The sequence below is a fragment of the Aeromonas sp. 55A genome, assembly GCF_051919665.1.
Taxonomy (GTDB): Bacteria; Pseudomonadota; Gammaproteobacteria; order Enterobacterales; family Aeromonadaceae; genus Aeromonas; species Aeromonas veronii.
This window is the reverse complement of the sequence record NZ_JBQBEH010000008.1, coordinates 737,835-752,300: the sequence shown is the minus strand read 5'-3', so window position 1 is coordinate 752,300 and position 14,466 is coordinate 737,835. Positions and strand designations below refer to the sequence as shown.

At 60.7% G+C, this 14,466-nt stretch carries 16 protein-coding genes; 4 read left to right on the top strand and 12 right to left on the bottom strand.

What is annotated here, in order from left to right:
- The first annotated feature begins 192 nt into the window (after positions 1 to 192).
- A complete protein-coding gene (gene panC, locus ACTG2G_RS07370; protein ID WP_335848411.1) occupies positions 193 to 1,047 on the top strand; it encodes a pantoate--beta-alanine ligase in 855 nt (284 codons plus the stop codon).
- 144 nt (positions 1,048 to 1,191) lie between these two features.
- On the top strand, positions 1,192 to 2,556 hold the full coding sequence (locus ACTG2G_RS07365) for a cation:dicarboxylate symporter family transporter (RefSeq protein WP_421387024.1): 1,365 nt from the start codon (positions 1,192 to 1,194) through the stop codon (positions 2,554 to 2,556).
- Between the two features lie 78 nt (positions 2,557 to 2,634).
- Here the strand turns inward: ACTG2G_RS07365 and ACTG2G_RS07360 are convergent, their stop codons facing one another.
- The 8 genes from ACTG2G_RS07360 to hpt form a co-directional block, all read right to left on the bottom strand.
- A complete protein-coding gene (locus tag ACTG2G_RS07360; protein ID WP_421387025.1) occupies positions 2,635 to 3,162 on the bottom strand; it encodes a rhodanese-like domain-containing protein in 528 nt (175 codons plus the stop codon).
- A 4-nt stretch (positions 3,163 to 3,166) separates the two neighbouring features.
- Complete coding sequence (locus tag ACTG2G_RS07355; RefSeq protein ID WP_421387026.1) at positions 3,167 to 3,601, bottom strand: MauE/DoxX family redox-associated membrane protein; 435 nt, start codon at positions 3,599 to 3,601, stop codon at positions 3,167 to 3,169.
- 14 nt (positions 3,602 to 3,615) lie between these two features.
- Complete coding sequence (locus ACTG2G_RS07350) at positions 3,616 to 3,924, bottom strand: DUF3343 domain-containing protein (RefSeq protein WP_421307025.1); 309 nt, start codon at positions 3,922 to 3,924, stop codon at positions 3,616 to 3,618.
- Positions 3,921 to 4,703, bottom strand: a complete 783-nt coding sequence (locus ACTG2G_RS07345) for an acyl-CoA dehydratase activase (protein ID WP_421307026.1) — start codon at positions 4,701 to 4,703, stop codon at positions 3,921 to 3,923. The genes ACTG2G_RS07350 and ACTG2G_RS07345 overlap by 4 nt, the downstream gene beginning before the upstream one ends.
- A gap of 9 nt (positions 4,704 to 4,712) precedes the next feature.
- Positions 4,713 to 5,864, bottom strand: a complete 1,152-nt coding sequence (locus ACTG2G_RS07340) for a double-cubane-cluster-containing anaerobic reductase (RefSeq protein ID WP_421387027.1) — start codon at positions 5,862 to 5,864, stop codon at positions 4,713 to 4,715.
- 226 nt (positions 5,865 to 6,090) lie between these two features.
- Positions 6,091 to 6,864 (bottom strand): ABC transporter permease, encoded by a 774-nt coding sequence (locus ACTG2G_RS07335; protein ID WP_005362866.1) that lies wholly within the window; start codon positions 6,862 to 6,864, stop codon positions 6,091 to 6,093.
- A complete protein-coding gene (locus tag ACTG2G_RS07330) occupies positions 6,861 to 7,778 on the bottom strand; it encodes an ABC transporter ATP-binding protein (RefSeq protein WP_100652864.1) in 918 nt (305 codons plus the stop codon). The genes ACTG2G_RS07335 and ACTG2G_RS07330 overlap by 4 nt, the downstream gene beginning before the upstream one ends.
- A gap of 111 nt (positions 7,779 to 7,889) precedes the next feature.
- Positions 7,890 to 8,420 carry a hypoxanthine phosphoribosyltransferase gene (gene hpt / locus ACTG2G_RS07325; RefSeq protein WP_005335618.1) on the bottom strand — a complete coding sequence of 177 codons (531 nt, stop codon included), beginning with the start codon at positions 8,418 to 8,420 and terminating at the stop codon, positions 7,890 to 7,892.
- Between the two features lie 201 nt (positions 8,421 to 8,621).
- Here hpt and ACTG2G_RS07320 point away from each other — a divergent pair, with 201 nt between their 5' ends.
- On the top strand, positions 8,622 to 9,236 hold the full coding sequence (locus tag ACTG2G_RS07320; protein ID WP_042079938.1) for a TetR/AcrR family transcriptional regulator: 615 nt from the start codon (positions 8,622 to 8,624) through the stop codon (positions 9,234 to 9,236).
- Between the two features lie 72 nt (positions 9,237 to 9,308).
- Here ACTG2G_RS07320 and ACTG2G_RS07315 read toward each other — a convergent pair whose 3' ends face one another.
- Together ACTG2G_RS07315 and mpl are read right to left on the bottom strand one after the other, a co-directional pair.
- Positions 9,309 to 9,920 (bottom strand): flavin prenyltransferase UbiX, encoded by a 612-nt coding sequence (locus ACTG2G_RS07315; RefSeq protein ID WP_421354210.1) that lies wholly within the window; start codon positions 9,918 to 9,920, stop codon positions 9,309 to 9,311.
- On the bottom strand, positions 9,917 to 11,287 hold the full coding sequence (gene mpl / locus ACTG2G_RS07310; RefSeq protein WP_439985330.1) for a UDP-N-acetylmuramate:L-alanyl-gamma-D-glutamyl-meso-diaminopimelate ligase: 1,371 nt from the start codon (positions 11,285 to 11,287) through the stop codon (positions 9,917 to 9,919). The genes ACTG2G_RS07315 and mpl overlap by 4 nt, the downstream gene beginning before the upstream one ends.
- A 258-nt stretch (positions 11,288 to 11,545) precedes the next feature.
- Between mpl and ACTG2G_RS07305 the strand changes: the two genes are divergently transcribed.
- Entirely contained in the window at positions 11,546 to 12,247 is a 702-nt protein-coding gene (locus ACTG2G_RS07305) for a phosphatase PAP2 family protein (protein ID WP_439985329.1), read from the top strand.
- A 69-nt stretch (positions 12,248 to 12,316) separates the two neighbouring features.
- Here the strand turns inward: ACTG2G_RS07305 and galE are convergent, their stop codons facing one another.
- Positions 12,317 to 13,330 (bottom strand): UDP-glucose 4-epimerase GalE, encoded by a 1,014-nt coding sequence (galE, locus tag ACTG2G_RS07300; RefSeq protein ID WP_005335608.1) that lies wholly within the window; start codon positions 13,328 to 13,330, stop codon positions 12,317 to 12,319.
- Between the two features lie 94 nt (positions 13,331 to 13,424).
- A complete protein-coding gene (locus tag ACTG2G_RS07295) occupies positions 13,425 to 14,414 on the bottom strand; it encodes an FAD-binding oxidoreductase (protein ID WP_439985328.1) in 990 nt (329 codons plus the stop codon).
- Positions 14,415 to 14,466 lie beyond the last annotated feature (52 nt).

Genomic DNA, 14,466 nt, shown 5'->3' with positions numbered 1-14,466 from the left:
TTGCATGATGGGGGCTGCGGCCCCCGTCTCTGCTTCTCAGCCTCGCACAGTTAATCCGTATAGCGAATCCGTATCTTATTGATTCATCTAGAGGTGAACTGCTGATAGCAATGTTCGTGCCCCATCCCGCCCGAGTGCTACCGGTAGATGCAACCCGTCTCTCTTTTTGATTTATCGGAAGGTGAACTGCTGATGTTGGTCGTAAATAATCCCGTCGTTCTGCGTGAGCAGATAAGCCAATGGCGCCGTGAAGGGCGTGCCATCGCATTCGTGCCCACCATGGGCAATCTGCATCAGGGCCACCTGACGCTGGTGAAAGAGGCGCACAGCCACGCCGAGAAGGTGGTGGTCAGCATCTTCGTCAACCCGATGCAGTTCGACAAGGCCGAGGATCTTGCCAACTATCCGCGCACTCTGGAGCAGGATTGCTCTGCGCTGGAAGCCGCCGGCGTCGATATGGTGTTCACCCCGACCCCGGAGATCATGTATCCGCAGGGGCTGGCGAGCCAGACCTTCGTCGAGGTGCCGGGTCTCTCCAATCTGCTGGAGGGGGCGCTGCGCCCGGGTCACTTCCGTGGTGTCAGTACCGTCGTCACCAAGCTGTTCAATCTGGTACAGCCGGATGTGGCCTGCTTTGGCCAGAAGGATTACCAGCAGCTGGCGCTTATTCGCAAGATGGTGGCCGACATGGCGATGCCCATCGAGATCGTCGGCGTGCCCACCGTGCGGGCCGAAGACGGGCTGGCGCTCTCTTCCCGCAACGGCTACCTGACTGCCGCCGAGCGGGCCATTGCCCCCGAGCTGGCGCGCACCATGAACTGGATCGCCGAGCAGATCGAAGCGGGTGACCACCACCTGCCCTCCTTGGTGGCGCAGGCCAGCCAACGCCTCGACAACGCCGGTTTTCGTACCGATGCCATCGACATCGTCGATGCCGCCACCCTCGAATCCGCCACTGACGAGAGCGCGCAGCTGGTGATCCTGATGGCTGCTTATCTCGGCAAGGCCCGTCTTATCGACAACCGCGTCGTCACCGTAAAGAAGTAATTCCCCCGATTGCCAGCGGACGCCTTCCCGGGCGTCCGCTGCTTTTTCACGCCTGCCATTTGGCGTTTTCCCTCGCGACTCTGCTCGCACCCGCTGTTTTCTCTCTCCACAATCGGCCCTGATGGCCGCTACAGGTGTTTATTTATGTTTACCTTGTTTGCTTCGTTGCTCTTCTGTCTGCTCTGTTTTGCCCTGACCCGGATTCCCTCTACTGTGCCGCTCTCGCGCAAGGTACTTGCGGGTCTGCTGCTTGGCACCCTGTTCGGGCTGGCTCTGCAACTGGGGTGGGGGGCCGATGATGCCGGCGTCCAGCAGACCCTGGAGTGGGTCAATATCATCGGCGGCGGCTATGTCAGCCTGCTCAAGGTGGTGATGATGCCGCTGGTGTTCACCTCCATCCTCTCCGCCATCAACAAGCTGGAGCAGGCCCAGTATCTCGGCAAGATCAGCGCCGTACTGATCGGCTCCATGCTGACGCTGGTGATGATCGCCGGTGTGGTGGGGATGACGGTGACCCATCTGAGTGGTCTCACTGCCGAGGGGCTGTTGAGCCACGGCAGCGACACGGCAGCGCTGCAACAGAGCATGAGCACCATCGACAGTGCCCAGACCCTGCCGGCTCTGCTGCTCTCGCTGGTGCCCACCAACTTTGCCGCCGATATGGCGGGTAGCCGCGGTCTCTCGGTGATCGGCGTGGTGATCTTCACCGTGCTGGCGGGGGTTGCCCTGCTGCAGTTGAAGGTGGAGCATCCAGAGGCTGGTGCTCGCGCTGCCGTGGCCATCGACACCCTGCAACTGTGGGTGATGAAGATGGTGCGGGTGGTGATTGCGCTCACCCCCTATGGCGTGATGGCGCTGATCGCCCGGGTGGTGGCCCACTATCCCCTGAGCGAGATCCTCAGCCTGCTCGGCTTTATTCTGGTCTGCTACGTCGCCATTCTGGCGATGTTTGCGGTACACATGGTGATCCTGCTGCTGATCGGCCAGAACCCGCTGCACTATCTGCGGGAAGTGTGGGGTGTGCTCACCTTTGCCTTTATCTCCCGCAGCAGCGCGGCTTCCATCCCGCTCAGCATCGAGACCCAGCAACGTCTTGGCGTGCCCTCCAGCATCGCCAACTTTGCCGCCTCGTTCGGTGCCAACCTCGGCCAGAACGGCTGTGCCGGCATCTATCCGGCCATGATGGTGGCGATGATTGCCCCCATGCTCGGTATCAACCCGTTTGAATCCCTGTTCCTGCTGACTCTGCTGCCGGTCATTGCGCTGGGCTCCATCGGGGTGGCCGGCGTCGGCGGTGGCGGCACCTTCGCCGCGCTGATCGTGCTCTCCACCCTCAACTTCCCCATCGCGCTGGTGGGGGTGATGATCGCCATCGAGCCTCTGGTGGACATGGGCCGTACCGCCCTCAACGTCAACGGCTCCATCATGGCGGCCATGATCACCAAGCGGTTGCTGGGCAAGCAGCAGCTGGCCGAGACGCAGGTGCTGGAGCAGCAGGCCGCCAGCTAACCCCAGCGTTCCCCAATATGAAAGAAGCCCGCAGTTGCGGGCTTCTTTATGTCGACTGTGTTACCTTGTGAGCAGGTATTACTCGGCAGAGACGGGGTAACCGGCCCCTTTCCAGGCGAAGATGCCGCCCGGCACCCGATAGACCTGTTGATAGCCCTGATTGACCGCCCAGGCGGCTGCGTTGTGGCTGCGGCCGCACTTGACGAAGCCGCAGTAGATCACCACGGGGCGGGCTTTGTCTTCACCCAGCAGCGCCTGGAACTGCTCCGGTGTACCGCTTCCCTCGACGATCTCGCTCCAGTTGTCGCCAGCTTTGGCCTCTTTCACAAAGACAAAGTTTTTGGCCCCCGGAATGTGCTCTTTCTTGTAGGAGTCCTCATAGGGCATGGTGTCGATGATCACCAGCTCCTCGCCCTTGTCCATCCGGGTCTTCAGCTCGGCCACGGTCAGCAGCTGATAGCCCCCCTGTTGCGCCTCCTGTGCCAGCTGCACAGCCGACTGCTCCAGCTTCACCTCCTGCTCGAACTGGTTATCGCCACAGCCGCCGAGGGCAAAGCTGGCGGCGATCAGCGAGGCCAGCAGGGTGCGGGATCGCAATGTCATCATGTCACTACTCCTTCAGTACGGGAAAAACGGGAACGGGAAAAACGGGGCGGGAAGTTCGCAGCAGGGGGCACGCAAGCGTCAGTAGCAGCAGATCCCGCACAATGGCCTCCTGCAGCGAGCTGAGATCAGCCCTGCCCAGACAGCCGCAAGAGATGTCGAGCCCGATGGCAACGCCATAGCCCAACACCGGAATAAACAGGGCGAGCAGCCCGATCACCAGCCACAATCCCCAGCGCCGGTTGGCGATGACCGCGAGCCCGGCACAGAGCTCCAGCGCGATCAGTCCCCAGGCCACCGGCGGGATCAGCTGCGGCCAGATCAGCCCGAAGGCGCCGATCTGCTCGATGAACAGGGCGGGGGATATCAGCTTGAACCCAGCGGAGGCGAGGAAGAATCCCCCCAGCGCCAGATTGGCCAGCATGCGCAAATAAACGGCCATGGGATAGCTCTTTATCATCCATGACTCCGATTGCCAACCACAGGGCTTTGCTTTGCCATGTCCGGGCCATCGGCCGGATAGCGGGCCAGCTCCTGATAGTCGCCGTTCGCTTCGCAGCGAAAGACGGCGGCGGTTTCACCGCTCTGGCACCACTGCTGCCACTCGTCTGGCGGGCAGTGGAGGCGAATGGCTAGGCCACAGCCAGCGCTAAGCAGGCGCGGCACATCGCAGACCCGAAACGACTGACCGTGCTGCTCCAGCCGCTTGCGCAGTCTGACTGTGCCGAGGGTGGAGTGGAACAGGTAGAGAAACTCCTGATTCATGATTTGCCTCCCGTGCTGGCGCGGGCGCCGAACAGGGCGGCCCCCAGCGCACCGGCAAACTGGGCATCCGGGTGGGTGGCGACCTCACAGCCCAACCCTTCGGCCAGATAGTGGCGGAAGGTGGCGCAGTGGCTGACGCCGCCGGTAAAGAGCACGCTCGGTCTGGCGCCGAGGCGGCCGATAAAATTGGCACTGCGCCGGGCCATGGCGCGGACGATGCCGGCCAGGATCGACTCGGCAGGAATGCCCGCCGAGCGCAGGCTGATCGCCTCCGATTCGGCAAACACGGTGCACATGCTGCTGATGTCGTGGGGCTCTGCGCCTTCCAACAGCTCGTCGAGCTGTTCGACCCGAGTTCCCAGAGTGCGGGTGATCACCTCGAGAAAGCGGCCGGTACCGGCGGCGCACTTGTCGTTCATCAGAAAGTCGGTGAGGTTGCCCTCGCTATCTAGCTGGATCACCTTGCTATCCTGCCCGCCGATGTCGATGACGGTGTGTACCGACGGGCAGAGCAGGCGAGCCCCCAGCCCGTGGCAGGAGATCTCGGTAACCCGGCGATTGGCGAACGATGCCAGGTCGCGGCCATAGCCGGTCAGGGTCAGGTGGGGGCGCTCTGGCAAATCGGCCGAGAGCTCCTCCCAGCCTTGCTCGATGGCAGCCAGCGGACGAAAGGGGGTCGGTACCAGAAAACGGCGGACGATGCGCCCGCCATCCTTGTGGTCGAACAGGATCCCCTTGGTCGCGGTGGAGCCCGAGTCAATCCCGATGGAGAGTGACACGGCGCCTCCTTACAGCATCTCGATAAAGGCGGCCAGCCGGGTGGCCAGTTGTCCCTTGTCGGCGCTGGAGTAGTCGGTCTCGACTGCCATGTAGGGGATACCGTGGCGTTCGCGCACATGGCGCTTGATGGCGAGCGACTCCACTGCATAGGTGTGGCAAGCCTGCAGGATCACATCGATCACTCCGTCCGCCTGATACTCCTCCACCATCTGGCTCAGCAGATTCATGCGCTGGTGGTTGGGGGAGATACAGGAGCAGCCGATGGCCAGATATTTGTCGGTCAGCGCATCGAACGGGTCGCCCTGTTCGCTGACGCTCTGCTCGGTTGCCTTGGCGCCGGTGCAGTTCTCGTAGCCCACCACCCAGCCACCGTGCTCCTCGATAAGGCGCACTACCTTGTCGGCGGCGCCGCCAATGGGGCAGCCGGTGATGAGGATGCGCGGACGGGCGTCGAGCCGCTGGCCCTCGTCATACTCGGCCTTGATGCGGCGGGTCATCTCCTGCAGCTCGCTGATGAGCGGCTCCTTGTCGAAGCGGAAGGTGGCACCATAGACCACCTTGAGCAGGTCGGTACCGCTGAGTGCCGGCGGATTGAGCTGGCCCAACCGGTAGAAGTCGGCCAGTGCACGGCGCTCGCGGTTCTTCAGCACAATGGCGTCTCGCAATGCCTGCTCGCTGATTGGCTTGCCGAACTGTTGCTCCAGCAACTCCTTGAAGCGGACGATTTCGCTGCGCCACAGGGTGCGGGAGGCCTCGTCATCGGCGCGGTTGGGCAACTGCATCACATGCACCGGTTTGAACTCGGCCATGTACTCGTACATCTTCTTCTTGCCGTCGCAGGTGGTTTCCCCCACCACCAGATCGGAGAAGTAGAAGTAGGGGCACTTGTCGGTTTTGCCGAACCCGTAGCTGCTCTTGATGAGCGGGCAGAGGTTGCGGGGCAGATCCTTTTCGGCCTCCTCGATGGTCTCGTCGCTGGTGGAGCAGAGCGATACCACCACGGCGCCGGCGGCTATCGCCACCTCCTGCGGCATAAAGGTACAGTAGGTACCGACCAGGGGGATCTGTCGCTCCTTGAGTGCCATTACAGCCAGAAAGCCCTGACGACGGGCATCTGAAAAACTATCGAATATGGCTGGCAACTCGGTGATAAGTGACATAGGCGATCCTGCCCTGATGAGAGAAATGAAGAGACGGACGAGCCATCCGTGACGGCACATCCAACCGCGAGAATTATACCTTTGGGGGTAATTCGAAAATTGCGGTGGATCACAAGGTGTCAGGTAAATCCTTAATGACAGGCAGGTTATTGAGAAGGGGGCTGGCAGGTTGAAGGGGCTACAGGGGGAATAAAAAACGGGCACCGCGAGGTGCCCGTTTTGGCAATCAGTGGCGCAGGCCGGTGCCGCGGGAGATAAGCCACCAGGCGATACCGTAGAGGGCCACGATAAAGCCGATGATGATGAGGTAGGCGGTGCCGAGCGGCACGTCGGAGATACCGAGGAAACCGTAACGGAACGCGTTCACCATGTAGATGATGGGGTTCACCTGGGAGACCCCCTGCCAGAAGGGGGGCAGCAGGCTGATGGAGTAGAACACCCCGCCCAGATAGGTGAGCGGTGTCAGCACGAAGGTGGGGATGATGCTGATGTCGTCGAAGGTCTTGGCAAACACCGCGTTGATAAGGCCACCCAGCGAGAAGAGGATCGCGGTGAGCAGCACGGTCACGCAGACGCTGAACAGATGGTGGATCTGCAGCGGCACGAAGAACAGCGATACCAGGGTGACGATGAGGCCGACACAGAGGCCGCGTGCCACGCCTCCGCCCACGTAACCGGCGATGATGACGTAGTTGGGCACCGGCGCGACCAGCATCTCCTCGATATTGCGCTGGAACTTGGCGCTGAAGAAGGAGGAGGCAACGTTGGAGTAGGAGTTGGTGATCACCGACATCATGATGAGGCCGGGCACGATGAACTCCATGTAGGTGAAGCCGCCCATGTCACCGATGCGCGAACCGATCAGGTTGCCGAAGATGACGAAATAGAGGCTCATGGTGATGGCCGGTGGCACCAGGGTTTGGATCCAGATCCGGGTAAAGCGGCTCACCTCCTTGGCCAGAATGCTCTTGAAGGCGATGTAATAGATGGCCAGATTCATGCTTTTCTCCCCTCTTCGACCAGATTGACGAACAGCTCTTCCAGCCGGTTGGCTTTGTTTCGCATGCTCACGACCTGCACCTGCTGGTTGGACAACTGCTCGAACAGGCTGTTGAGTGACTGGCTCTTGTCGAGATCCACTTCCAGGGTGCGTTCATCCTGCATGCGGCCGTTGAACTCCGGCACCTCGGGTACGGCAGAACCTGGCGCAAGGTCGAGCAGGAAGGTCTCGCGACCCAGCTTGCCCAGCAGATTCTTCATGCTGGTGTTCTCGATCAGACGACCCTTGTCGATGATGCCGATGTTGCGGCAGAGCATCTCCGCCTCTTCCAGATAGTGGGTAGTAAGGATGATGGTGACGCCCTGCTCGTTGAGATCCTTGAGGAAGGTCCACATGGAGCGGCGGATCTCGATATCGACCCCGGCGGTCGGTTCATCGAGGATCAGCAGTTTGGGCTCGTGCATCAGGGCGCGGGCGATCATCAGGCGACGCTTCATGCCGCCTGAGAGGGTGCGGGCAGGCATGTCGCGCTTCTCCCACAGATCGAGCTGGCGCAGGTACTTCTCGGCGCGGATCTTGGCTTCCGCCTTGGGCACGCCGTAGAAACCGGCCTGATGGGTGACAATCTGGATCACCTTCTCGAACTGGCTGAAGTTGAACTCCTGCGGTACCAGCCCGAGCTGGGCCTTGGCCTGTTCCAGATCGCTGTCGATGTCGTAGCCAAATACCTTCACCTTGCCGGCGCTCTTGTTCACCAGCGAGCTGATGACGCCGATGGTGGTGGACTTGCCCGCGCCGTTCGGGCCGAGCAGGGCGAAGAAATCCCCCTGCCTGACGGTAAGATCGATGCCTTTAAGGGCTTCGACGCCCCCCTGATAGGTCTTTTTCAGGCCGCTGATTTCCAGTGCGTTCATTGCAACCTCTGTGATGGTTGAATCCGGCTCGATACAGAAAAGGCGGCCAAGGCCGCCTGCACAGAGTAAAGGGCGCAAGGCCGCTTCACCCGTGATATTCCTGAACCTGGCTTACTCCTGGGGTACCACTTTGCCGATAAACGGCAGGTTGCGGTACTTCTGGGCGTAGTCGATGCCGCAGCCGACCACGAATTCGTCCGGAATGGCGAAGCCAATCCAGTCGACCGGCACCTGCACTTCGCGGCGGGAGGGTTTGTCCAGCAGAGTGCAGATGGCCAGGGATTTTGGCTCGCGCAGGGAGAGGATCTCGCGCACCTTGTTGAGGGTGTAACCGGTGTCGATGATGTCTTCCACGATCACCACATCCTTGCCCTTGATGTCGTCGTCCAGGTCTTTGAGGATGCGGACGTCACGGGTGCTGTGCATGCCGGAGCCGTAGCTGGAGGCGGTCATGAAGTCCAGGGTGATGGGCAGCTGGCACTGGCGGCAGAGATCGGCCAGGAAGATGCAGGAACCGCGCAGCAGCGCAATCATCACGACTTCGTCAGAACCCTGATAGCGGGCGGTGATCTCTTCACCCAATTTGGCGATCCGGGCGGCTACTTCAGCCTCGGAGATCATCACCTCGACGGTGTGTTTCATCACTTACTCCCATAAGGCCAAAGGGGATTTGGCCGTTCATGAATATCAAAACCGATGATTCTACCACTCATGTTGAAGGGTGCTAGAGATACGTGGTGCTTTTATCGGCTTATTTTAATTGATAGAGTTAGCAGGCACTCAGGCATGATTAGTTAAAATACTATAAACACCATAATCAATAACTATTAGATGATAAAAACTATGGAACCACGCGCAGAAATAAGACGTCGTACCCGGCTGTCGCCGGAAGCTCGTCGCTCCCAATTGATGGAATGTGCCATCGAGGTGTTCTCCCGTCGCGGCATTGGCCGTGCAGGTCACGCCGAGATAGCCGAACAGGCCAAGGTCTCTGTGGCTACCGTCTTCAACTATTTCAACACCCGCGAGGAGTTGGTAGATGAGGTGCTGGCCGAGATCGAACGCTTTGTGAACCAAATGCTGTCGCAGGCATACGGTGACCAGGGCTCCATTTTCGACAAGATCCAGCGTCATGTACGCCTCTCTGTCGATGCCGCCTACGATCAACCGGATTATGCCGGTATCTGGCTGGAGTGGAGCTCATCGGTTCGGGAAGAGGTATGGCCCCGCTATACCCGGCTGCTCGATCACTGCCTTGAGCTGATCGCCAGCGAGCTGCAAACCGCCATGGATGCAGGGGAGATCACCAGCGTGCTGTCAGCACAGGATCTGGCCCGCTCTTTGACCGGTTTTGGCTATGTGATGATGCAGATGATCAATCAACCTCAGCGCCCGGCGCGCCAAGAGGTGACTGATTTCCTGTTCAAGTACGTGACGGCGCCAATTCAGGCTCGCTAACACGGCTTAACGAAAAAACGGCGTCACTCATTGAGTGGCGCCGTTTTTTTATGGCCGGATATGGCGGTCCGCTCAGTGGTGGCCATAGCCCCAGCGGTGGGTCAACTCATGCTCGACACCCAGATGATCGAGGATGCGGGCGACCATAAAGTCCACCAGATCGGCGATGCTTTTCGGCTCATGATAGAAACCGGGGGCAGCGGGCATGATGGTCACCCCGAGCCGTGCCAGTTTCAGCATGTTCTCCAGATGGATCGCCGAGAAGGGGGTTTCGCGGGGCACCAGGATCAGTTGGCCGCGCTCCTTGATCACCACATCCGCCGCCCGTTCCAGCAGGTTGTCGGAGGTGCCGTTGGCAATGGCCGAGACGGTGCCCATAGAGCAGGGGCAGACCACCATCTGTTTGGGCGCGGCCGAACCGGAGGCCACCGGCGAGAACCACTCCTCCTTGCCGCAGGCGACAATCTGCCCCTCCTTGGCGCCATATTGGTGACAAAGATAGGCAGAGAGCTCTTTCGGTGAGCCGGGCCAATCCTGCTGCTGCTCGGTCTTGAGTACCACACGAGCCGCCGAGGAGGCGAGCAGGTAGACCCGATAGTCCGCCTGCACCAGACACTGGAGCAGGCGCAGGGCGTAGGGGGCGCCGGAGGCACCGGTCAGCGCCAGGGTGATCGTTTTGTTCATAGTTCGCCGTGGTAATCCTTGAGGCGGGCGATCAGCTTGTCATGAATGCCACCGAAGCCGCCGTTGCTCATGATCAGAATATGGTCGCCATCACGGCTCTCGGCCACCAGCCGATTGATCAGGGTCTCCAGATCGTTGAATACCTTGGCCGGACGGGTCATATGGGCTGTCACCTCGCCGAGATCCCAGCCGATGTTGGGCGGCTGGAAGAAGAACACCTCGTCGGCGCCATCGAAGCAGCCAGCCAGCTCCTCCTTGTGAACCCCCAGCTTCATGGTGTTGGAGCGCGGCTCCAGCACCGCCAGAATACGTGAGCCGCCTACCTTGGCGCGCAGGCCGCCGAGGGTGGTCTCGATGGCGGTGGGGTGATGGGCAAAGTCGTCATAGACGCTGATGCCAGCCACTTCGCCCTTGAGTTCCATCCGCCGTTTGGGGGATTTGAATTGGCAGAGGGCGGCGATGCCATGCTCCACCATCACGCCAGCATGACGTGCGGCGGCAATGGCCATCAGACCGTTGTTGACGTTGTGCTCGCCGATGCACTCCCAGTGCACTTCACCCTGCTTCACCCCGTCCAGCCACACCTCGAAGGCGGAGCCGTCATCGGCCAGCTTGACCGCTTTCCACTTGGCGTCATCCTGACCCACCAGCTCCACTTCGCTCCAGCAGCCCATCTTGCGCACGGCGGTGAGGTTGTCATCGGCTTGCGGGAACAGCACCCGGCCGTTGCTCGGCACGGTGCGCATCAGGTGGTGGAACTGGCGCTGGATAGCGGCGAGATCCGGGAAGATGTCCGCGTGGTCAAACTCCAGATTGTTCATCACCAGGGTGCGCGGATGGTAGTGGACGAACTTGGAGCGCTTGTCGAAGAAGGCGCAGTCATACTCGTCCGCTTCGATGACGAAGAAGGGGGCAGAGCCCAAGCGGGCCGAGACCGGGAAGTTGCCCGGCACGCCGCCAATCAGGAAACCGGGCTCCAGCTTGGAGTACTCCAGCACCCAGGCCAGCATGCTGGCGGTGGTGGTCTTGCCATGGGTGCCGGCTACGGCCAGCACCCAGCGATCTTGCAGCACATGCTCCAGCAGCCACTGGGGGCCGGAGATGTAGGGTAGATTGCGGTCCAGCACATATTCAACACAGGGGTTGCCGCGGCTCATGGCGTTGCCAATCACCACCAGATCCGGCGCCGGATCGAGTTGGGAGGGGTCATAGCCTTCGGTCAGTTCGATGCCCTGTTGCTCGAGCTGGGTGCTCATGGGGGGATAGACATTGGCATCCGAACCGGTCACCCGGTAACCAAGCTGTTTTGCCAACACCGCCAGACCACCCATAAAGGTGCCGCAGATCCCGAGAATGTGAATATGCATACCGCTTCCTTTCGCAGTAAAGGGAAGTGCGCATTCTAGGGGGTGTTGCGGTGGTGGCACAAGCCGCACTCATGGTGAGAGGCCCACAGATGCCGCGCCGGAGGCAGAAATCTTGGCGCTGTTGGGATATGCGAGATTGGAATGGGCTGGTGGGCTTTATTTGAGGCTTGATATTGTGTCGCACTTTCTTACAATTCTTCGGTTTTGTGACGCACGCTACAGTTTTACGATATCGCCCTTTTCCAAAGGAGAGTCCCCATGGGCAAGTTCCTGCTTTGCTATCTGGTCGGTGGTCTGGTGGCCATCAGTTGGGCTGCGCTGCCCGCTCATGGTCCCTGGGATCAGTGGGACCTCGCGATTTTTCATACCGTTAACGGCTGGTTCGGGCAGTCGGCTCTGTGGGCCGATCTGGTGGCCATCACCAATAACCGGCTGTTCGATCTGGCGGTGTTGGCCTGTATGGGGTTGATCCTGGCCCGATGTTTCTTTGCACGGGATCTGGCGGGTCGTCGCCAGCTGGTGGCAATGGGTATAGTGATGCTGCTAAGTGCACTGGTGATCAACCAGCTTGGTCACCGATTGCCGGTGGAGCGACCCAGCCCGACCCTGATGGTGCCCGATGCGCTGCGGGTGACCCAGATCAGCGCTATTCCGACCAAGGACTCTTCCGGTGATAGCTTCCCCGGGGATCACGCTCTGTTCCTGATGATCTTCGCCGGCTATGCCTTGCGCTATCTGCCGCGCTGGGCGGGAGTCACCGCATTGCTGATGGTGCCGATCTTTTCCGCGCCGCGCATTCTGGCTGGCGCCCACTGGTTTACCGATGTCTACGTCGGCGCGCTGGGGCTGGCGACCCTCTGCCTGCCCTGGTTGCTGCTGACCCCGCTGGCTGATCGGCTGATAGAGCGCATTGCCCCCCGATTGGCCCGTGTGCCGCTGCTGCGCAGTCAGACCCACTGATTGAACGTCGCAAAATAAAACGCCCCGACATGAAAATGTCGGGGCGTTTTGTTATCCACCCGCGAGAGATCAGCCTTGATAGCCGTTCGGGTTGTTGCTTTGCCAGCGCCAGGTATCGACCATCATCTGCTCCAGACCGCGCTCAGCCTGCCAACCCAGCTCGGCACGGGCCAGCGTTGGCTCTGCCCAGCACTCGGCGATGTCGCCCGGGCGACGGGGTTTGATCTGGTAGGGAATGGGTCGGCCACTGGCCGCTTCAAACGCCTTGACCATCTCCAGTACCGAGTAGCCTTGACCTGTGCCCAGGTTGTAGGTGAAGACGCCGGTGTCGCTCTTGATGCGTGCCAGTGCTTTCAGGTGACCGATGGCGAGATCCACCACATGGATGTAGTCGCGTACGCCGGTGCCATCCGGGGTCGGGTAGTCGTTGCCAAATACCCCCAGCTCCTTGAGCTTGCCGACACCCACTTGGCTGATATAGGGCAGCAGGTTGTTGGGGATGCCGTTGGGATCTTCACCAATCAGGCCGCTCTCGTGGGCGCCGACCGGGTTGAAGTAACGCAGCAGTACGATAGCCCAGCGGGGATCGGATTTGGCGAGATCACGCAGGATCTCCTCCACCATCAGCTTGGAGCGACCATAGGGGTTGGTGGCGCTGGTGGGGAAATCTTCCCGCAGCGGCACCGAGGCGGGATCGCCATAGACGGTGGCCGAGGAGCTGAATACCAGCCGGAAAACCCCGGCCTTGGCCATCTCTTCGCACAGCACCAGAGTGCCGCTGATGTTGTTCTGGTAGTAGGTGAGCGGGATCTGGCTCGACTCCCCGACCGCCTTGAGACCGGCGAAGTGGATGACTGATTCGATCTGGTGGTTGGCGAACAGCTGCTGCAGGCAGGCTCTGTCCAGCACATCCCCTTCGACGAAGGTGACCGGCTTGCCGGTGATCTGCTCGACCCGCTTGAGTGACTCCGGTGAGGAGTTGGATAGGTTGTCGAGTACCACGACCTGCTGCCCCGCGCCCAGCAGCTCAACCAGGGTGTGGGAGCCGATATAGCCGGCGCCCCCTGTGACCAGTATTGTCATTTTTTATCCCGTGTTCTGGTGAAACTGGGGCCGAGTCTACCCGTCCTGCCCGCTCGGGAAAAGGTTGAGATACCAATGAAGCCCTTTGTGTATCTCAATAATCGAGACTGATATCCCCTTTCGCAGTGCAGGAACAGGCCAGAGCCACGCCGCTCTCCAGATCCTGCGCACTCAAGGTCATCACGCTCTGGCGCTCGATGTCACCTGTGGTGGTGCAACGACAGCTGCCACATACCCCGGCGCGACAAGCCGCCATCATGGTTTCGCCCGCCGCTTCCAGAGCCGCCAGCAGGGTCTGACCCGGCAGGATCTTCACCTTTTTGCCGCTCTTTTTCAGGGTCAGCCAGAAGTGGTCGCTGGTGGTGGTGGCAGGCTCTGCTGGAGGAAGGCCAAAAGACTCCTGATGCAACTGCTCCGGCGGCAGTCCCAGCTCAGCCAGCATGGCGCTGACCGCCGCCATATAGGGGGCTGGGCCGCAGAGATAGACATGGCGTTCGCGCAGATCCGGGGCCAGTTCGGCCAGCATGGCGGGGGTGAGTCGGCCCACCCAGGGATGACCCTTCGGCGCCTCTTCCAGTATCAGGGCATGACGCACACCGGCATGGGCCGCGGTCAGGGTCGCCAGCTCGTCTGCGAAGATCACATCCTTCGACGAACGGGCGCTATGGATAAAGCGAATATCGGCATCCGGCCGTTTGGCCAGTTCGTCTCGCAACATGGCCCACATGGGGGTGATGCCGGAACCGGCACTGAGCAGCAGTGGCCGTTCGCAAGGCAGGGCGGTCAGGTTGAAATCGCCGAACGGGCCATCCACCCGGATCTTGTCTCCCACTTGCAGGGTCTGGTGCAGATGGCGAGAAACCCGTCCCACATCCTTGATAGTCACTTGCCAGCATGCATCCTGCGGGCTGGAGGAGAGGGTATAGGCACGGCAGTGGGGCTGGCCGTCTATCTCGGTATGCAGGGTGATGCACTGGCCTGCCAGCACGGGAGGGAGGCTGCCGGAAAGCGGCGCCAGCTGCCAGCTCACTACGTCGTGGGTGTTCTGTTGGCGGCCAATGCAGGTGAGCGTGAGAGAGGTCATCACAAGGCTCCTTAGGTTTGAAACGGTTCGAAAAACGTCTGGTGAAAAAGCC

Coding starts and splice junctions, on each gene's coding strand:
- ACTG2G_RS07295 (WP_439985328.1), bottom strand. CDS start 14,414: ATGACCTCTCTCACGCTCACCTGCATTGGCCGCCAACAGAACACCCAC.
- ACTG2G_RS07330 (WP_100652864.1), bottom strand. CDS start 7,778: ATGAACGCACTGGAAATCAGCGGCCTGAAAAAGACCTATCAGGGGGGC.
- mpl (WP_439985330.1), bottom strand. CDS start 11,287: ATGCATATTCACATTCTCGGGATCTGCGGCACCTTTATGGGTGGTCTG.
- ACTG2G_RS07335 (WP_005362866.1), bottom strand. CDS start 6,864: ATGAATCTGGCCATCTATTACATCGCCTTCAAGAGCATTCTGGCCAAG.
- ACTG2G_RS07320 (WP_042079938.1), top strand. CDS start 8,622: ATGGAACCACGCGCAGAAATAAGACGTCGTACCCGGCTGTCGCCGGAA.
- hpt (WP_005335618.1), bottom strand. CDS start 8,420: ATGAAACACACCGTCGAGGTGATGATCTCCGAGGCTGAAGTAGCCGCC.
- ACTG2G_RS07350 (WP_421307025.1), bottom strand. CDS start 3,924: ATGAATCAGGAGTTTCTCTACCTGTTCCACTCCACCCTCGGCACAGTC.
- ACTG2G_RS07340 (WP_421387027.1), bottom strand. CDS start 5,864: ATGTCACTTATCACCGAGTTGCCAGCCATATTCGATAGTTTTTCAGAT.
- ACTG2G_RS07305 (WP_439985329.1), top strand. CDS start 11,546: ATGGGCAAGTTCCTGCTTTGCTATCTGGTCGGTGGTCTGGTGGCCATC.
- ACTG2G_RS07355 (WP_421387026.1), bottom strand. CDS start 3,601: ATGGCCGTTTATTTGCGCATGCTGGCCAATCTGGCGCTGGGGGGATTC.
- ACTG2G_RS07315 (WP_421354210.1), bottom strand. CDS start 9,920: ATGAACAAAACGATCACCCTGGCGCTGACCGGTGCCTCCGGCGCCCCC.
- panC (WP_335848411.1), top strand. CDS start 193: ATGTTGGTCGTAAATAATCCCGTCGTTCTGCGTGAGCAGATAAGCCAA.
- ACTG2G_RS07360 (WP_421387025.1), bottom strand. CDS start 3,162: ATGATGACATTGCGATCCCGCACCCTGCTGGCCTCGCTGATCGCCGCC.
- galE (WP_005335608.1), bottom strand. CDS start 13,330: ATGACAATACTGGTCACAGGGGGCGCCGGCTATATCGGCTCCCACACC.
- ACTG2G_RS07365 (WP_421387024.1), top strand. CDS start 1,192: ATGTTTACCTTGTTTGCTTCGTTGCTCTTCTGTCTGCTCTGTTTTGCC.